General features: G+C 58.9%; 12 protein-coding genes and 1 tRNA gene. 4 read left to right on the forward strand and 9 right to left on the reverse strand.

Annotation, left to right across the window (positions count from 1 at the left end):
• Positions 1-253: 253 nt before the first annotated feature.
• On the reverse strand, positions 254-973 hold the full coding sequence (locus AAAX32_RS09500; RefSeq protein ID WP_138375221.1) for a GntR family transcriptional regulator: 720 nt from the start codon (positions 971-973) through the stop codon (positions 254-256).
• Between the two features lie 229 nt (positions 974-1,202).
• On the opposite strand from AAAX32_RS09500, the gene AAAX32_RS09505 reads away from it, so the two are divergent.
• The 4 genes from AAAX32_RS09505 (at position 1,203) to AAAX32_RS09520 (ending at position 5,949) form a co-directional block, all read left to right on the forward strand.
• Complete coding sequence (locus tag AAAX32_RS09505; protein ID WP_349100664.1) at positions 1,203-3,653, forward strand: PTS transporter subunit EIIC; 2,451 nt, start codon at positions 1,203-1,205, stop codon at positions 3,651-3,653.
• Between the two features lie 125 nt (positions 3,654-3,778).
• The gene (locus tag AAAX32_RS09510; protein WP_349100665.1) at positions 3,779-4,792 is read left to right on the forward strand and encodes a polyprenyl synthetase family protein; all 1,014 of its coding nucleotides are present in this window, start codon (positions 3,779-3,781) and stop codon (positions 4,790-4,792) included.
• A 138-nt stretch (positions 4,793-4,930) separates the two neighbouring features.
• A complete protein-coding gene (locus AAAX32_RS09515; RefSeq protein WP_022094145.1) occupies positions 4,931-5,836 on the forward strand; it encodes a peptidoglycan-binding protein in 906 nt (301 codons plus the stop codon).
• Between the two features lie 38 nt (positions 5,837-5,874).
• A tRNA-Gln gene (locus AAAX32_RS09520) sits at positions 5,875-5,949 on the forward strand.
• 342 nt (positions 5,950-6,291) lie between these two features.
• On the opposite strand, the gene AAAX32_RS09525 is transcribed toward AAAX32_RS09520, so the two are convergent.
• The 8 genes from AAAX32_RS09525 to acpS all read right to left on the reverse strand — a co-directional run bounded on the left by AAAX32_RS09525 (position 6,292) and on the right by acpS (position 18,180).
• Positions 6,292-8,472, reverse strand: coding sequence for a hypothetical protein (locus AAAX32_RS09525; protein ID WP_349100666.1), 2,181 nt, complete (start codon positions 8,470-8,472; stop codon positions 6,292-6,294).
• A gap of 183 nt (positions 8,473-8,655) precedes the next feature.
• Positions 8,656-10,545 (reverse strand): carbon starvation CstA family protein, encoded by a 1,890-nt coding sequence (locus AAAX32_RS09530; protein ID WP_343001201.1) that lies wholly within the window; start codon positions 10,543-10,545, stop codon positions 8,656-8,658.
• Positions 10,546-11,356: 811 nt separating this feature from the next.
• Positions 11,357-13,741: a tRNA (adenosine(37)-N6)-threonylcarbamoyltransferase complex transferase subunit TsaD gene (gene tsaD / locus AAAX32_RS09535; protein ID WP_349100667.1), complete on the reverse strand. Its 2,385-nt coding sequence runs from the start codon at positions 13,739-13,741 to the stop codon at positions 11,357-11,359.
• Positions 13,728-14,234: a tRNA (adenosine(37)-N6)-threonylcarbamoyltransferase complex ATPase subunit type 1 TsaE gene (gene tsaE, locus AAAX32_RS09540; RefSeq protein WP_117735673.1), complete on the reverse strand. Its 507-nt coding sequence runs from the start codon at positions 14,232-14,234 to the stop codon at positions 13,728-13,730. The genes tsaD and tsaE overlap by 14 nt, the downstream gene beginning before the upstream one ends.
• Positions 14,235-14,246: 12 nt before the next feature.
• Entirely contained in the window at positions 14,247-14,867 is a 621-nt protein-coding gene (locus tag AAAX32_RS09545) for a uracil-DNA glycosylase (protein ID WP_006235848.1), read from the reverse strand.
• Positions 14,868-14,875: 8 nt separating this feature from the next.
• On the reverse strand, positions 14,876-16,021 hold the full coding sequence (gene alr / locus AAAX32_RS09550; RefSeq protein ID WP_035137770.1) for an alanine racemase: 1,146 nt from the start codon (positions 16,019-16,021) through the stop codon (positions 14,876-14,878).
• Positions 16,022-16,023: 2 nt separating this feature from the next.
• The gene (locus AAAX32_RS09555) at positions 16,024-17,640 is read right to left on the reverse strand and encodes an NAD(P)H-hydrate dehydratase (protein ID WP_082222952.1); all 1,617 of its coding nucleotides are present in this window, start codon (positions 17,638-17,640) and stop codon (positions 16,024-16,026) included.
• A complete protein-coding gene (gene acpS, locus AAAX32_RS09560) occupies positions 17,641-18,180 on the reverse strand; it encodes a holo-ACP synthase (protein WP_343001203.1) in 540 nt (179 codons plus the stop codon).
• Positions 18,181-18,409: the final 229 nt, after the last annotated feature.

The raw sequence follows: 18,409 nt of genomic DNA on the forward strand, positions 1-18,409 counted from the left end.
TTGGCTCGGGGACTTTGCCCCTTTTGCTGATTTGTACGATACGCTATTTGGCTAGTTGTTTGAACAAGTATTACTAGAGCGGTAGAAAAACTTCGGTGAACGGTAATTTCAACTTGATACTTGACAAGTTTTGTATAAACAATTATTTGTTATCGAATGCAGAGAAAACGCCCGGTCAAGCCGATGCATCGTCGGTTTGACCGGGCGTTTTCTCTTTGAGGGCATGAGTCTCGTCAGGCTGCGAGCTAGCCGGCTATCGCTTGGAATTGACGCGGTAATGGAAGATCTCGGGGTGTGTGCGAGTGTGCGTCACCTCAAACAAGATGCCATCCGAGGTGTACGACTGACTCTCCATGACGGCAACGCAGTTGTATTTGCCGAGGTCAAGATAGCTGCAGTCTTCATCGTTGGCGAGCTCGACACTCACCGTACGGCGGCTCGCCATCACTTTGACACCGCGCTTGTGCTCCAGATAGCCGTAAATAGAATCTGCCGCGATCTCGGGGGTCAGGCCCTTGGCGATCGACGCCAAAAAATAGCCATGGTCCACTTGGCGCGCGTTGCCGTTGAGGCTTCGGACACGCACTACGCGAATAAGCTCCTCGCCCACCCTAAAGCCCAGGCGACAAGAGAGCTGCTCGGTGCAAATCAAATGTTCAAAGGACTTAACGACCGTCGATGCAACGGCATTGTTGCGCTTTGCAAACTCGCCAAACGACTCAACCTCTTCGAGTGCGCCCAACATGTCGGTTTCGCCCTTAAGCCAAATAACGCGCACGCCCTTGCCGTGTATGGGCTGCACAAACATCCCGTCGGCCAGCATGCTCAAAGCGCGGCGGACGGTATTGCGCGTGCAGCCAAATTCCGCGGTCAGCTCGGCTTCGGTTGGCAGCATCTCCTGAAACGCATAGGTCCCGTTAATGATGCGCGAACGGATCTCGCGGTAGATTCCTTCGTATATCGCTTTTGGCATTGTTTCACCTCTACATAATTTATTTCCGGCTAGGCACGATAGCATTTCTTAAAGTTGTTTAAACCGAATATCGGTAAAGCGACAGGATTTAACCGTTGACGGTTTCTGTCGTGCCCAAATCGGTTTCGCTCAAAACTGCCGGTACGACAATCGTCTGGTCCTCTACAATGAATCCATTGTTTAAACGTTTCCCCACGCGCAACGCGCCTCGATATTCGGAAGGCAGAACATGCTGCAAAAAATCCAACGCTTTGGCGGGGCGATGTTCGCTCCCGCCATGCTGTTTTCTATATCGGGCCTCATGGTCGGCGTCTCCGCTCTCGCAACGACTGCGGACATCGTCGGCGATCTCGCCGTATACGGAACCCCTTGGTACGTTTTTTGGACCATCATCCAGCGCGGCTCATGGACGGTCTTTAAACGCCTCCCGCTCCTTTTTGCCGTAGCGCTGCCTATCGGTCTTGCCCAAAAGCAACCGGCACGCTGCTGCCTCGAGGCACTCGTGGCCTATTTTGCCTATTGCTTCTTTTTGAGCGAGATCATTAAGCTGAGCGGAGACAACCTTGGACTTAAGTACCCGTCATCTTTGACCCCCGCCAACGGTATCACCGTCATCGACGGCATTAAGACGCTCGACACCGGCATTATCGGCCCGCTGGCGGTATCGGCAACCGTCGTCGCCATCCATGACCGCTTCTACGATGCCAAGGTTCCCGATTGGCTCGGCACCTTCTCGGGCTCCTCGCTGGTCTACCTCATCAGCTTTTTTGCCGTGTTTGCCCTTGCCGCTATCTCGGCCGCCATCGTGCCCTCCGTATACGCAATGACCGAAACGCTGCGCCATGCACTTACGAGCGTCGGCCCCTTTGGCGTGGGCATCTTTGTGCTTTTGGAGCGAGCACTCGAGCCCATGGGGCTGCACCACCTGCTCTACATGCCGATCTACTACGACAACCTGGTCATTAACGACGGCATCTACGCCACGTGGAGCAGCTTGCTCCCCATCCTCTCCCATAGCACGCGCCCCCTTAATGAGCTTGCGCCGTGGGCCGGTTTTACCGCCACTGGCTGGGTCAAGCTCTTTGGCCTTCCTGCCATCGCAGCCGCGTTCTACTCCACCGCAAAACCCGAGCGCCGCGCCGGCCTCAGGGTCATCCTTGTTCCCGCCATCATCGCCTCGGTGGTTTGCGGCGTTACCGAGCCACTCGAGTTTCTCTTTATGTTCACCCACCCCGGGCTCTTTTTTCTCTACGCCGTCTTATCGTCTTGCCTTGCCACAACCATGAATCTCTTTGGCATCGTCGGCATCTTCTCAGGCGGCCTCATGGAGATGGCAGCCTTCAACTTTATTCCGCTCATGCGCACGCATGCCGGTGCCTATCTTTTGGCGCTCGGTATCGGCCTTGCCTTTAGCCTCATCTTTTTTGTTAGTTTTCGAGCACTCATCTTGGCCTATGACCTTAAGACGCCGGGCCGCGAGGATCATGTCGCCAATCGCGCGGCAATCGATCGTTTAACGGAAAGCGGCTTTGCCAAAGAGCAATCTCCCAACGACGAGGTCGATAGTCGATCCGATCAAGATCACGTCCTCGCTGAGCGGGTAATTCAGCTTTTAGGTGGCGTTGGCAATATCGTGGGCGCAACCAACTGCGCCACGCGTCTGCGCGTCGAGGTCGCAGACCCTTCCATCGTTGCAGATAACGCATCGTTTGTCGCGGTGGGCGCCAAGGGCCTCATCATTACGGGCAAGACCGCCCAGGTGGTCATCGGCATCTCCGTTCCCCGCGTTAAAGAGCATTTTGACCAGATTATGGGCCTCGAGCCGGGATTTGTGCCCACCACCTCGGCCTCCCCTGCCGCCAGCGCAGCCCATAAGCGCGGCGATATCTGCTTCTTCGATATCGACGGAACGCTCGCCTGGCAAGACCCCAGGCTCGCCCAAGACCTTCCCGAAGACGAGCGGGACCTCTCCCCCTATCCCAACGAGGCGGTTTCGCAGGCAATCCGCGAGTTTGTCGCCAACGGCAACATGGCCTTTATCTGCACGGGACGTACCCTCAGCTGCATCCACCCCAAACTTCTTGAGCTGCCCTGGACCGGCATCGTCTGTCTTGCGGGCGGTTACGCCGAGATCAACGGACACGCAATTCGCGATCTGTCGATGACGCCCGGTATGCTGCAGCGTCTTGCCCCCTACCTTGAGCAATCGGGCGAGGTCATCCGCTTTGAGGGCCTCAACGGCGTCGTGCGCATGAGTGCCGATGCCCCCGATGCTCCCGGATACGCGCGCACCCTGGGCGACGCAGTCACGCAGCTGCAACATTACAGTGTCTACAAGATCTTGATGTCTACATCGCTCGCCAACCACATCGCTCAAGATAAGGCACTTGAGCCGCTGCTGTGCTTTAACGAGCTCGAACTCGAGGTAACCGAAATCTCGCCCCGCGAATGCACGAAGCGCGGGGGCATCCAGTCTGTACTCGACGCCCTCGATCCCCACCACGGAACCGTATACGGCATCGGCGACGCCAGCAATGACGTCTCGCTGATGAACGCCGTCGATGTCGGTATCGCCATGGGCAATGCGCCGGACTATCTCAAAAAGCGCGCCGACTACATCACCGACTCGGTCGACAAAAATGGCGTCGTCAAGGCGCTCGAGCACTTTAGGCTTATATAAGCAGCCGGCACGCGCACGCGTCCCGTTTCCCCAAATCGCCAAAACAGACGCGCCGGCAACTCCAATGTGGCAATATGGTATCTGCACACCGCAACGATGCAACCTAAGAAAGAATGCGAGAACCCGTGTCCAGTCCGTTTACCAGCTTTTTAGCCCAGCACTTTGACCAGATCAACGACTATCTGGCCACGTTCTTTGACGGACAGGCGACCTCTGCCGATATCGAGCGCTACCTGTATACCCCGCTCTCGACATTTACGGCCAATGCCGGCAAGCGCCACCGCCCGCTCATCTGCATGCTCGCCGCCACCGCGGTAGGTGGCAGCTTTGAGAGCGCCCGCAGCGCGGCGGCAGCTATCGAGCACTTTCAGTCGGGAGCGCTTATCCATGACGACATCGCCGACAACGGACAGCTTCGTCGAGGTAAGCCCTGCATGCACCTTACCGAGGGCACGGGCCTTGCCATCAATTGTGGCGACCTGGCGCTCACCATGGTCACCAAGACGGTTCTCGACGACCCCACGCTGGAGTCCGACGTGAAGCTGCGTGTGCTCCACGAGCTTACCGAGATGATCGTCCGCACCATCGAGGGTCAAGCGCTCGACCTGGGTTGGGTCCGTGACGGGCGCTTTGATATCTCGGTTGATGACTACCTGGACATGGCGACGCACAAGACCGCGTTTTACAGCGGAGCCACGCCGCTTGCCGCCGGGGCCATTATCGGCGGCGGCAGCGATGAGCAAATCGAAGCGCTGCGCGCCTTTGGCCTGCACACGGGCCTCGCCTTTCAGATTCAGGACGACCTGCTCAACCTTGTCGGCACTAAGGAAGCCGCCAACAAGGACTTCCGCACCGACATCACCGAGGGCAAGCGCACGCTTGTCGCCGTACACGCCCTCTCTGATGAGCGCCACCACGACGAGATCGAGGCGATTCTTTCCTCGGGCACCGATGATCCCGCGCAGCTCGCACGCGCCGTGGAGATCTTCCAGGAGACCGGCTCTATCGATTACGCCCACACTTACGCGCTCGACCTGACCGCTAAGGCCAAAGCGGCCATCGAGAACGTTGAGCTTGATCCGCACGCACGTGAGCTGTTCCTCTCCATGGCAGATTTCTTTGTGGAGCGCCTTAACTAACGGGGGTTATAAAACCTGTCAGCAGCGTATTTAGGCACAACTTGCTACACTGTTGAGTGCATGTTTATGCATCCCTTTGCGTTGTCTATCCGACAGACGCTCAAATAGTACGAATGGTACGCCGAAAGGGGTTCGTTCATGGAACCTATTACAACGGGCATGCAAGGAGCAGCCGTCGAGGACGTGCAGTCTCGTCTCCTGCAGCTCGGCTACACGATTGATGCCGCCGAAGTCACCGACAAGTACTTTGGAGCCACCACTGAGCAGGCCGTCAGCACCTTCAGGCTCGACAGCGGCCTTGCTGCCGGTCATGCCGTCGATATCCCCTGCTGGAGCGCCCTTGTAGACGCTTCGTATAAGCTGGGCGACCGCACCCTCTATCTGCGCATGCCCAATTTCCATGGCGCCGATGTGCAGGCCCTGCAGCGCGCTCTCAACGTTTTGGGCTTTGCCTGTGGTGAAGACGACGGCTACTTTGGTCCGCATACCGAGGCCGCCCTGCAGCAGTTCCAGGAAAATGTCGGCCTGTTTGCCGACGGCATGGCCTTCCAGGACACCTACGCCTACATCAACCGCCTGCACCATGTGTGGGAGGGCAAGCCCTCGGTCACCGAAGCCGAGTCCCGCATCGGTTTTGCTCGCGCCGCCAACGTGCTCGAGCGCTTCCAGATTGCCGTTATCGGCGAGGACCCCATCGCACGCAGTGTTGCGTCGCGCATGTGGAATATCGCCACGGCAACGACCGACAACAGCGGCATGATGCTCTGCGACTCCGAGGTCCCAACCGACGTTGACCTGGTGCTCGAGATTGCAAGCGACGAGCTGCCCGCCGACGCCGCACCGCGCGCCACGATTGCCCTCGCCGAGTGCCACAACCTGGCCCAGCGCATCCGCACTGCCAATGTCGCCGCGCAGCAGAAGCCGGCACGCATTCGCATTGAGCTAACGGGCATGACGCGCTACAACGGCACCTTCACGGCCAGCGACGCGCAGACACTCGCCGTACGCCTGCTCGATGGCGTTTGCGATGCCCTCGCAGATTAGGTAAACTAAACGAGTTGCTTTTGGGCAACACCACACATTGGGACGTAGTTCAACGGTAGAACTCCGGTTTTTGGTGCCGGCTGTTGGGGGTTCGAATCCCTCCGTCCCAGCCATTAGAACTGAGCGCCCTAAGCCCATAACGGCCCAGGGCGCTTTCTTGTGGGCAAGCGGAGGAATTCGAACCCGCAAGGGTGCGGAGCTGAGGAAACGCGAAGGCGCCCCAAGCCCATTAGGACCAAGAGCGCCTAACATCAAGAAAATATCAGCCCAGTTCCGAAAAGCGAGCCGCATGCAACAACCAGGTAACCACAGGCCCCGGGAGAGCGGGGACACCGGCTTAGGTTTATCGCGAGTTCCGCACGAACAGGAGGCCACTTAATGTGGCCTCCGTCGTGAGCAGGACTGTAGAGCAGGAAACCTAAGCCGGTGTCCCCGCTCTCCCGGGGCCGAACGCCCTAGTTGTTGAGCATGCGGTCGAAGCTTCCCGAGTCGCCATCCCGATAGTCTGCGGTCATCAGAATCTCCTGCGGAATGCGCCCGCCCTCGCGCAGCACGTTGCGGAACTGCACGCGCGTAACCATGGGCAGATCCTTGATCGTCGCCGCCAGGTTCTGCGGCACGCCCTGGTTGGCAGCCGCGGGCTCGCACTCGCCGCCGGCCTTCACGCGACGCTTATGCTCGGCGAGCATGGCACGGTACATGCCGGCATGCAGGCGAATCTCAACCACATTGGCATTGCGAGCCTGCTCGACAATGCGTGCGCCCTCGCGATCGATATCGCCCACGTAGTAGACGTAGTTAAAGCGATAGCCAATCTCGGCCAGATAATCGTCCAGGGCATGCGAGACGCTCGCCTTGCATCCGCCGCCAAAAATCACGCCGCCCACCTTGATGCCAAAGAGCTTGGCGTGCTTGCGGCCACGCAGCAGCCTGACGATCTCGTCGTAGGTGTCCAGGTTCTCGACCATAATGAACGGCTTGTCGGCTCCCAGCGTAAAGAAGCCCGTAAAGTGCACGGGGCGATTGGGGGCGACCTTGATCGCCTGCATGCTGATGCCCTTTTCGGTCATACGCCTGATCAGGCGCTCACCGTGCTTGCCGTCAAAAGCCTTCTCGTCGTTAAAGATCTGGTAGGCACGCTGGCGGCGCGAGGCAACCGGCGTATCGGCACCTCGGTTCTGCTCGATCCAAGCCTGGATGATTGCGATTTCCTCGGCAATCTTGCGGTTGGACATCTCGTTGTGCTGAGTGCGCTGCGGAGCCTTTTTGCCGTCCTTGCCCTCGACCTTTACGATCTGTGTCTGCTGCTCCTTGATCTTGGAGAGCGCCGTAGGCGTAGGGACAACCTTGAGCAGCTGCCTGCCTAAAACGCGGGCAAGGGCAAACGCCGAGACCTCGCCGTGGGCGGACGACTTGGGCTGCTGGGCAGCAGTATCTGCTGCGGCAGACTCCGGCTTCTTCTGAGACTTGCGCTTAGAATCGCCCTGGGAATTGCGCTCGTGCTTCGGCATAGACGCCTGCTTCTGCGGACGATCGAACTTGCTCTCCTTCGCCGGCTGGCGCTTAGGCTGCCCCGAAGAAACCTCGGCCTTCGCATCCTCGTTCTGCGGCGTGGTCTTCTCGGTTGCAGTCTCGGCATGGGAACTGCGGCCCCCACGATGGCGACGGCGGCGAGGCTTGCTCGACGTGCCCTGCTCCGTCTGCTCATCAGTAGGCTGCTGGCCCTGAGTCTCCGTATCGGACGCAACCTGCTCATCAACAGGCTTCTGTTCACGAACTTCCGACTCGGCAGGCTTCACGGCCTTCTCGGCCCTCACCTCCGGAACCTGATTAACCTTCTCCTGACGCTTTACGGGGTACGCGCGACCTGCAAAGCCGCGACCGGGACGACACGAGTCTGAGGCCTTCTTGGCCGGCTTCTCGGAATCGTCCGCAACCTCGGCAGTCTCTTCGGCCTCGCGCATAACATCCTGCTGTTCGGCCCTAAAATGCGCACCGCGGCGACGCTTGGGCTCCTGGATCTTAGCATGCTCTTGAGTGCGAGTCGGCTCCTGCATCCCGACGGACTTTTCCTCGACGGCCTCGGCATCCGTCTCGCCCTTTTGAGCAACGGCGCGACGGAAGCGCTCCTGCTGGGCGCGGCGCTGCGCATCGCGCTTGCCACCCCCACCAAAACCGCCGCGTCCTGCCTTGGCCGTAAAGGCACGCACGACGTTCTCATCGAGCAACTCATCGGTATCGACATGCTCACGCGGAGCAGTTTCTTCCACAGCAGGCACGTCAGCGGAATCCTCGACGACAAAATCCTCGACGGACTCGGCAGGCTGCTCCTGGGCATCGCGGATCTCGGCATTGATGGTATAGAACGCCGGGCGCCCGTTAATGCCGCTACCCTCGATCTTGGTCACGATATTTGCCGCGATAAGCTCATCGCGCATCGCCTTGGTGTCACATTCCTTATCGACGGAGCGGAAAATCTGCGCCAGCGCACTCGACTTAATCTTGAGCGCCTTGCGGCAAAGCAGGTCGTAGGCAACCAGCTTGGCACGCTCGGCAGAAAGCGACGTCTGGCTGCTCAGACGCTCAGCCAGGGCATCGACATTATTTTGGTTATCGGAATATACCGTCTTGGCCACGGGGCCCCTTTCATATGTACACATATACGTCTATATGGTACAACGCGCGAGCCTATCCACGCAAAACATCTGCGAGGACGCCCCTGCATCACCCGTTCTCGCAAGAAAAAAGACCGAGTCCGCGTCGTTGCGGACCCGGTCTTTCCGAGTCATATAGATGTGACGCTCAACTCGTCAGGTCGATTAGGCCTTGGCAGCCTCGGCGTCGGCGGGAGCCTCGGCAGCAGCAGTGCGGCCATACTCGGCCTTGCCCATCTCGGACCACTCGGGCTCCTCGTCGGGCATGGAACCAGCCTCCTTGCCGAAGAACTCCTTGAGGCAGTTAACGGCAACGATGAGGCCCAGGACCATCAGCAGGACGGCGAAGACAAGCTGCAGGCCCTTGGTGGCGGCGACGGAGACGGCGGCCGTGGTGGCGGTAGCCGGGATGGTGCCGAAGAAGCCGTAAGCCTGGACAGCAGCCATGCAGCCCATGGCGCTCTGGACCAGCGAGGTGAAGGTGCAGCAGAGCAGGAAGGCGACGGGCACATAGAGCATCCAGCCCTTGCGGCCGGTGCACTTGCAGAACACGGCGAGGGTGATCATGGTCATGCCGCCGAGCAGCTGGTTGGAAGCACCAAAGAGCGGCCAGATGTTGGCATAGCCACCAAAAGCGAGGGCGAGACCGGGAAGCAGGGTAACGACCGTGGCGAACCAGGGGTTGCCGAGGACCTTCATGTAGCCGGCCTTGGACTCGATGGCCAGGGCATCGTTGGTCTGGGCAAAGAACTCGGAGAACGAAGTGCGGGCGATGCGGGCGACGGCGTCGAGCGAGGTCAGGGCCAGAGCGGAGACGTTCATGGTCATAAAGACGGTAGCGAGCGTGCCGTCAACACCGAAGGCCTGCATACCGCGGGAGATGCCAGCGGCGAAGATCTGGAACGGGGTGGAAGCGACACCGGCGTTGAGGGCGCCGGTACCGGCGGTGTTCATGTCGGAGAACATGATGCCGGCGACGATGATGGCAAGGATGCCGACGAAGGACTCGACGATCATGGCGCCGTAACCGACCTTGACGGCGTCCTGCTCCTTCTCGACCTGCTTAGAAGAGGTGCCGGAAGAAACGAGGCTGTGGAAACCGGAGAGAGCACCGCAAGCGACGGAGACGAACAGGACCGGGAACATCATGCCGGAGGCAGTGGAGAAGCCGGTGAAGACCGGAGCGGTGATAGTGGCCTGACCGTTGACGCCCAGGACGACGATGCCGAGGACAGCGCAGACGATCATGACGATCATCATGATGGAAGTGAGGTAGTCACGCGGGGTCTTGAGCATCTGGATGGGCATAGCGCCAGCGAAGACCAGGTAGACCATGACGACGGCGAACCACTGGAACTTATCCAGGTAGACCGGGAACTGCATACCGACGGCGAACATGAGAACCATGAGGACAACGCCGGTGACGAACTCGGCAGCGCCGGTGAGGTTGAACTTCTTCTGGGCCCAACCAAAGGCGATAGCGACGAAGGTGAACAGGATGGAGATGGTACCAGCGCAGCCGGCGGCATAGGACTTGGTGAAGTCGATGGCACCGGTAGCAGCACCAGAAGCGTCAACGGCCGGGGTGAACATGAACGTCTTGCAGACCATGTCGGTGAAGGCGGCGATGACGATGATGCAGAACAGCCAGCAGAACAGCAGGAACAGGCGACGGCCGGTCTTGCCGATGTACTTCTCGATGAGCTGAGCGAGCGACTTGCCGTTGTTCTTCATCGAAGCGTACAGGGCACCAAAGTCGTGGACGGCACCAAAGAAGATGCCGCCGACGAGGACCCAGAGCACGACGGGCAGCCAGCCAAAGGCCATGGCGACGATCGTACCCGTAACAGGGCCAGCACCGCAGATCGAGCTGAACTGGTGCGAGAACGCGGTGAAGGCGGAGACGGGCGAGAAGCTCTTGCCGTCCTTCATGCGCTTGGCCGGCGTGAGGGCCTCTTTGTCAACGCCCCACTTGTTGGCCAGCCATCGGCCATAGCCCAGATAGCCGCAGGCGAGCACCGCCGCGGCCACAACCATGAGCAAAACTCCGTTCATTACATTTCCTCCTCTAAAAAGAACTTCCTAGACATAAAAAATGAGGGCCGTCGGTTGCGCTCGACGGCCCTCATCTTCATCAGCCGCCCGTTATCGTACGGGCTAGCTGTATGTGCTAACCCGCATCAGATAATTACTACGCTGATAATGTTTAGCTGATGCGTGAACATGTCTAAGAAATCCTCTTCAATCATGATGTGAACGATCCGTGCGTGTTCACATCCCCCAGTGGTTGAAAAGGAGTATGAAACTTTAGTTACCTAAAGTCAACGCAAATATGTAATGAATTTTCAACTTTTTTTGAATTTCTCGGTATAAAACGCCACTGACCTCGGACTTTACCCGACAAAAGTTTTTGCATGAAAGTTGCCCCTGAGAGCCGCGGGAGCCGGGCGGCGCATATGAACTTTCCTGCTCTACAGTCCTGCGCAAGACGGAAAGCACATTAAGTGCTTTCCTTTGCGTGCGGAACTCGCGATAAAGTTCATATGCGCCGCCCGGCTCCCGCGGCTCTCAGGGGCTCCCATCCCAAATGTGCGGAGCAAAGCTCCGCACACCAACTTTTTCTTTCAGCTAAAGAACGCTGGAAATTCGACGCTGGCTTGTTATCCTTGCTGGACGTTGTCGACGCCAAACCAGCCCGGAAGCTATATCGATACAGAAAGGTCCCCGGACGGAGGGGCCGGATATAAGGTTTATCGCGAGTTCCGCACGCAAAGAAGGCCACTTAATGTGGCCTTCGTCTTGCGCAGGACTGTAGAGCAGGAAACCTTATATCCGGCCCCTCCGTCCGGGGACCGCGCCGTACCAGCTACAGCGTCATGTTTGGATCGGCGTCGACGTCGAACGGCGAGATTTCACCTCGGTCGAATTTACGGCGAGCGACCTCCGCAATCATGGCTGCGTTATCGGTACAGGCAGACAAGGGCGGCACCGTTACGCGAATCCCCTGACGTCCAAGCTTCTTGATCATCATCTCGCGCAGATGCGGGTTGGCCGAGACGCCGCCACCGATGCAGTATTCCTTGCATCCGGTAGCGTGCAGTGCGTTTTTGGCCTTCTTGTACTGCACGTCAAAGACAGCTGCCTCAAACGAAGCCGCCAGATCGGGCAGGTGAATCGTGCGCCCGGCCTTGGTCTCCTGTTCAATGTAGAGCGTCACAGCGGTTTTAAGGCCCGAAAGCGAGAAGCGATAGTCTCCTCTGCTGTTAAGCGCACGGGGGAAATCGATCGCCTTGGGGTTGCCCGTCTCGGCCAGCTTGGAAATGATGGGGCCACCGGGATAGCCCAGACCCAATGCCTTGGCTACCTTGTCGAAGGCCTCGCCCACAGCGTCGTCGAGCGTCTCACCGAGCACCTCGTAGTCGCCCCACGCCTTCACGTGCACGAGCATGGTGTGCCCACCCGAGACAAGCGTGAAGATAAACGGCGGTTTGAGGTCGGGTTGCGCCAGCAGGTTGGCAAACAGGTGCCCCTCCAGATGGTTGACGCACACGAGCGGCTTGCCGGCAGCGTAGGCAAAGCCCTTGGCGAAGGCGACGCCAACCACGAGCGCGCCCACCAGGCCCGGGCCCTGTGTCACGCCCACGGCGGCAAGCTCGCTGGGGGCAATGGCTCCATCCTCAAGACCAAGCGATGCTGCGGCATCCTCGAGCGCCGCATCCACGACACTCACAATCACCTCGACGTGTTTGCGCGAGGCGATCTCGGGCACCACGCCGCCAAAGCGGGCGTGAAAATCAATCTGCGTTGACACCTGGTTGGCCAGCATATTGCCATCCGCATCGATAATCGCCACGGCCGTCTCGTCGCAGGAGCTCTCGATAGCGAGCACTAGGCGGCGGCGCTCAATTTCGGCACGCTCCCCCTCGGAGCGCCCAGGCGCAGGCAGCGGCCACACGCGCTGCTCTGCCGCCGTCGGCTCGGGCGAAGCATTGTCGACCGGAAGTACCAGGGGCAGCGGGGCCGTCATGACGATGGCGTCCTTGCCGGCACCATAGTAGCCGCGGCGACGGCCAGCCTCGGTAAAGCCCAGAGCGTTATAGAGCGCAATCGCTCCCTCGTTGCCGTCCTCGACCTCGAGCGAAGCCGTGGTGCAGCCGAGCATCTGGGCATCATAGCTCACATGCGACAGCAGCTTGCGGGCAATGCCCTCACGGCGATGTGCCGGGTCGACGGCGACATCCAGAATCTGCACATCACCGTCCACGACCATACCGCCGGCAAGGCCCAGTAGCTTGCCGTCGTCGTGTGCCACCCACCAACTACGCGGCGCAGCGACGTCCTCGCCCAGTTCGGACAGGAACATGCCCGGCGTCCACGCCTCGTGTCCGGCACCTTCAAAGCAGGCAGCCTCTAGCGCGCTCGCGCCCTCGGCATCCGCCGCGCCCATGGGACGGAACTGCAGATGACGACCGGCGAGCTCATCGGCAACGCCCGTAATTTCGCTCTGCGCACTCTCGGCAAGACCAAGACGCTTGCGCTCGTTTTCCTCGGCATCCGAAAGGCGCGTGTAAATCGGCAGGACGCGAGCCGGATCGCCGTCACCCGCAGCGTGCGCGAGCAGCAAGCCCTCGCCCGAAGGCCACCACAGGTCGCGCTCCACGCAGCGGGCGGTCTCGTCCTCACCCAGCAGCTTGCCATAGCGCACGAGACCGTCACCGTTCAGCTGAACCTGGTCCCAGTCCGCTGCTCGGCGCCACTCATCGAGCGCCACGGCGGCCTTGACCACGTGTTCGCGCTCAAATTGACGCTCGGGACCCTCATCGCCCAGCATATATAGTGCCGGATATACCTCACCGCGCATGGCATCGGCCAAGATACCAAGCTTGCCGCGCACGCCAGCCTTCCACGCCGTCCAAGCGCAAGCGTCGAGCGTCGACACGCCCAGCAGCGGAACATTGGCACCGCGCGCGAGGCCCTTGGCAGTGGAGATGCCGATGCGCACACCCGTAAACGACCCCGGGCCGCGGCCGACCACGTAGCAACCAACATCGCTGCGATCCAGACCGACTTGAGCCAGCACGCCATCAACGGTATTCACGAGCTCAACGTTGGCGTGACGGCGACACATGTGGTCGCCACTCACGAGCTTCGTCTCGCCCGTCTGCCCATCAATCCAGCTTGCCGCGCAGGCAAGCATGTCGGTCGAGGTATCGAGCGCCACCACCAGCGCGTTGTCGTTATGCAAGCTCATCTTGTACAGCCTTATCAATCAAATGGGAAAGCTCCATTGCGCGGTCACCGTGCGCCTCGAGCGTTATCGTTCGCACATCACTGTCGCCCTCATCACGCTTGAGCGTCACCGAAAGATACTCATCCGTCAGCTCGTCTTGGAATTGTTCGCCCCATTCCAGCAGGCAAGCACCCTCATAGCCCAGCACATCGAAAATGCCCGTATCCTCGAGCTCGTAGGCATGCTCCAGACGGTATAGATCAAAGTGAAACAGCGGAATACGGCCTTGATCATGAACGGCCATGAGCGCAAACGTAGGGCTCGTAACCATATGCTCATCGCCCAGCCCGCGCGAGACGCCCTTGGTAAAGTGAGTTTTGCCCACCCCCAGGCCACCGGTCAGGATGAGCACATCGCCGTCCTCAAGGCACGGTGCAATTAGCTCGCCAAAGTACTCCGTATCGGCAGCGCAAGTCGTTTTGTAAGTACCTACCCCCAGGCGCTCCAGGGACATATATGCTCCTTATTATTCCGAGGCGTCCTCTGGTGCGGGATGTCGCTCCAGATAGTCGCCCAGCATCTTAAAGTCTTCCTCCAGCAGTTCCTGCCACGCCGGATTGCGTAGCGCTGCTGCCGGATGGAACGTGGGCATTACTACAAAATGCCCCATCTGGTGGAACCTGCCGCGCAGCTTAGTAATGCCAATCTCGGTCTTAAGCACAAAGTGCGTCGCGGGGTTGCCGAGCGTCACGATAATATCGGGCCAGATGCTTCGAATCTGCTCACGCAAAAACGGCGAGCAAGCCAGCACTTCCTCGGGACGTGGATTGCGGTTTCCCGGCGGGCGGCACTTAAGCACGTTGGCAATGTAGACGTCTTCGCGTTTGAGCCCCGCCAGCGACAAAATGCCGTTGAGGTCCTCGCCTGCCGCCCCCACAAAGGGCTCGCCCTGCAAATCCTCATTGCGGCCCGGCGCCTCGCCAATAAACATCACACGAGCGCGGGGGTTTCCCACGCCAAACACGATATTGTGACGCGACTGGTAGAGCTGGCAGAGGTGACAATCGCCCAGAACGGCCTCAATTTCCTCGAGTGCGACCTCACGTGGTGCCTGATGGGTATGGCCGGGGATGTGCATGACGCCCATAGCGGCTCCTACACGTAGACCTTGTCGAGACGCATGCCAAAGCCGCAGGCGACCTCGTAGTTAATCGTTCCGCGCAGTCGGGCCATCTCGTCCATAGTGATCTCGGCATCGCCATCGCGGCCGACAATAATCATCTCGTCACCATACTCGGCCTCGGGAATCTCGTGTGCCGGGTTGGACTGAATGGCGACCATAAACTGGTCCATGCAGATATTGCCAACCTGATGCACGCGCTCGCCGCGATACAGCACATCCATACGATTGGAAAGCGTACGCGATAGGCCATCGGCATAACCGATCGGCAGCGTGCAGATCTGAACGCGCGTACGCGGTACGCGGTAGGTAAAACCGTAGCCCACGCCCTCACCCATCGCAGGGTGTGCCACGCGCGTCACACGCGCATGGACGCTCATAACGGGATCAAGCTGCATCACGCGGCCACTCAGCTCGCACGGCTGCATTCCATACAAGCCAACGCCGGCGCGAATCATATCAAAATGCATCGAAGGGTCGAGCATCGAGGACGGCGTGTTGGCGCAGTGCACGATACCGCACTCAAAGCCCGCATCCTTAATGGCCTGAACGGCCTCGGTAAAGCGCTGACACTGCAGTTTGTAGTCCCAGCCCGAAGGTTCATCGGCCGTGGCGAAGTGCGTAAATACGCCGTCGCACTGAATACCGCGATGGAAATTTATACCGCGGACAAAGTCGAGCACCTGCGTGTAGTGAACGCCGATACGATTCATGCCCGTCTCGATGGCGAGATGATACTTGCCCACTTTGCCCGCCGCGACGGCACATTCGCCATACGCAAGAGCAAAGTCAGACGTATAGACCGAGGGCATGATATCAAACTCGAGCAACGTCGGAATGGCCTCGATAGGCGGCTCGCTTAGGATGAGGATGGGTTTCGTAATCCCGCCCTGTCGGAGCTCAACGCCCTCGTTAACCGTCGCCACGGCAAACATGTCGGCACCGGCCGAATACATGATCTTGGCGCACTCAACAGCTCCATGGCCATAAGCATCGGCCTTGACCACGCAGCACAGGCGCTGACGTGGATTCAGCAAGTTCTTGTAGGCCCTCGTGTTACGACGGAGCGCCCCACGGTCGATCTCGACCCAGGACCAGCGCGTCAAATCGGCTTTATTCATGATTAGTCATCCGACCCTTCGTCCATGATTCCCAGATCTTCGAGCGCATCCTTTGCCGCCAGCTCCATGGCAGGACCGATCAAGTCGATAAGATCGGTCGCGATAACGCTCTTCTCACCATACTCCGTCGCCGCGGCAAAACCGGCGTAGCTGTGAAGTGCGACGGCGTACGAATACAGCAACTCCCAACGATCCATCTCGTCGCGCATGGTGGCAAGCGTGCCGGCCAAAATACCCGCGAGAACATCACCCGAACCGGCAGTTGCTAGAGAAGCCGGACCCGAGAGCGGCAGCAACACACGCTCAACGCCACAGATAGCCGTCGTCGGCCCCTTGGCAATGACCACCAGATTGTCGGAGCCTGCAGCCCAGACAACCTTCTGCGCGGCCGCAATCGCGGTACCAAGGTCGTTCACCTCGTCACCGGCAACCAGACGCGAAAGCTCACGATAGTGCGGCGTCATAACCAACGGCTGCTCGCGACGATACATCTCGGGATTACTATCAATACCGTCAATGGCAATCTTAGCAAGGCAGTTGAGTGCATCGGCGTCCAAAATAAGCGGCACATCAAGCTCGAGCAAGCCCGAAACCACCTGCATAGCGCCGGCAGATGTCGTCATACCGGGACCGCACAGTACGCAGCTGTACTTCTTTGCAATCTCGCACACCGTCATGCGCGCAGCGGCGCCAAAGGAGCCGCGGGAATCAGACGGAATAGCAAAGACGGGAATCGAAGGAAGTGCCATGCGAATAAGATTGGCGCAGGCGTCAGGAGCCGCGACTGCCACGTAACCAGCACCCGCGCGAGCTGCAGACTTGGCCGCCATAATGGCAGCACCAGGATATTGCGCAGATCCGGCGACAATAAGCACAGAGCCACGGGAATACTTATCGATATTCGTAGGTAGTGGAGCAAAGTAATCAACTAAGTCACCGGGCTCGACAATCTCGGCGGCGTGGTCGACATCATCGATGACCTCGTCAAGACGGTCGTAAAGATTGCCGCAGATCAAATCGCCAGCATACTCAGGGCCATCGGCGCTATACAAACCAATCTTGGGCGCAATCATCGTCACCGTATGCTCGGCACGAATGCAGTCGTCATCAACAACGCCCGTCTCGGCATTCAGGCCCGAGGGGACATCAATGGATACGACACAGTCGGCGCATTCATTGACCGTAGGAATCCAGATGGAGAACGGCGCACGCAGATTCCCGTGAAAACCGGTACCAAAAATGGCATCGACAACAACATCGGCCTTATCGATCAAAACCTCGAGTTCATCACGCGAGGGGCCGACGCAAACGTGCACATCGCGGCCGGCAGTACGACGAGCAACATGACGTGCCAGAGCAGCAGGAATCTCATCCGGTTCAACCGGAGAAACGATATCCACGTCCACACCCTTATGGCTCAGGATATCGGCGGCAACCCAACCGTCGCCGCCATTATTACCAAAACCGACCAGAACGAGAACCCGATCGGGATTGAGCTTCAAGACCTCGTTGGCGGCAAACTCACCCGCTAGCTCCATAAGCTCGGCCTTCGAAGTCCCTTCGCGTTCGATGATATCCTCGAGACGAACGACTTCTTCGGTACTCAAAACCGGTTTCATCTATGCTCCTAGCGTATCTTGCGAAGCATCGCCCAGGTGCTCCGTCAATGCTGAATTCTGCAGCTGCTCAAGCTCATCTAAAACAGAGCGAGCCTCTTTAAATGTCTGCGCAACGCGTTTCTTGGTGCTCACCTTTTCATCTTTTGGCTTAGGCCGAGCATCTTCGGTAATCGCGATGGCATTCGCAACGGCCAAGTCTCCTGTAAGCGTAATGGAAAGAGCGACCTCAACAACACCAAGCTCATGAGCGATCTCGAGTGCACGGCCCGAAAGCAGCGCCTTCGGTTTGCCGAGTTTATCACGCGTTACCGAAACATCCTTGCGACCAACGCCTTGACTAAAACCCGTGCCGAGAGCTTTAAGCACCGCCTCGCGCGAAGCAAAGCGGCTCGCATAGTGAGCAGCGGGACGCGATGATGCATCGCAATACGCACGCTCATCTTCGGTAAACACACGCCGAGCAAACGACGGCGTCTTTTCAAGAATTGATTTCATGCGGGAAATCTCGACGATATCAACGCCGATACCAGCTTCAGCCATGTTCACCTCCATATCGCACAGACTAAGTTATTGTAGCCCGTTCACAGAAGATGCGACAAACGAGGGTTATAAAACACAGCTACTATGTGAGACAAAAGCCCGTAAACGCAAAAAGGGGGAGGCCGCGAGGCCTCCCCCTTCTCAGTTCAAGCGTACGGCTCGGTGCCGTCCACCGGTCAGCGGCGCCCTGGCCTCCCACGGGCTGACCCCGCAGTACTCTCGGCGCGAT

The sequence above is a fragment of the Collinsella sp. CLA-ER-H3 genome, assembly GCF_040092425.1.
Lineage (GTDB): Bacteria > Actinomycetota > Coriobacteriia > Coriobacteriales > Coriobacteriaceae > Collinsella.

Bases quoted from the DNA above. Each gene is read 5' to 3' on its own strand.
- AAAX32_RS09500 (WP_138375221.1), bottom strand. From the start codon at position 973: ATGCCAAAAGCGATATACGAAGGAATCTACCGCGAGATCCGTTCGCGC.
- acpS (WP_343001203.1), bottom strand. From the start codon at position 18,180: ATGGCTGAAGCTGGTATCGGCGTTGATATCGTCGAGATTTCCCGCATG.
- tsaE (WP_117735673.1), bottom strand. From the start codon at position 14,234: ATGTCCCTGGAGCGCCTGGGGGTAGGTACTTACAAAACGACTTGCGCT.
- alr (WP_035137770.1), bottom strand. From the start codon at position 16,021: ATGAATAAAGCCGATTTGACGCGCTGGTCCTGGGTCGAGATCGACCGT.
- AAAX32_RS09530 (WP_343001201.1), bottom strand. From the start codon at position 10,545: ATGAACGGAGTTTTGCTCATGGTTGTGGCCGCGGCGGTGCTCGCCTGC.
- tsaD (WP_349100667.1), bottom strand. From the start codon at position 13,741: ATGAGCTTGCATAACGACAACGCGCTGGTGGTGGCGCTCGATACCTCG.
- AAAX32_RS09555 (WP_082222952.1), bottom strand. From the start codon at position 17,640: ATGAAACCGGTTTTGAGTACCGAAGAAGTCGTTCGTCTCGAGGATATC.
- AAAX32_RS09515 (WP_022094145.1), top strand. From the start codon at position 4,931: ATGGAACCTATTACAACGGGCATGCAAGGAGCAGCCGTCGAGGACGTG.
- AAAX32_RS09505 (WP_349100664.1), top strand. From the start codon at position 1,203: ATGCTGCAAAAAATCCAACGCTTTGGCGGGGCGATGTTCGCTCCCGCC.
- AAAX32_RS09545 (WP_006235848.1), bottom strand. From the start codon at position 14,867: ATGGGCGTCATGCACATCCCCGGCCATACCCATCAGGCACCACGTGAG.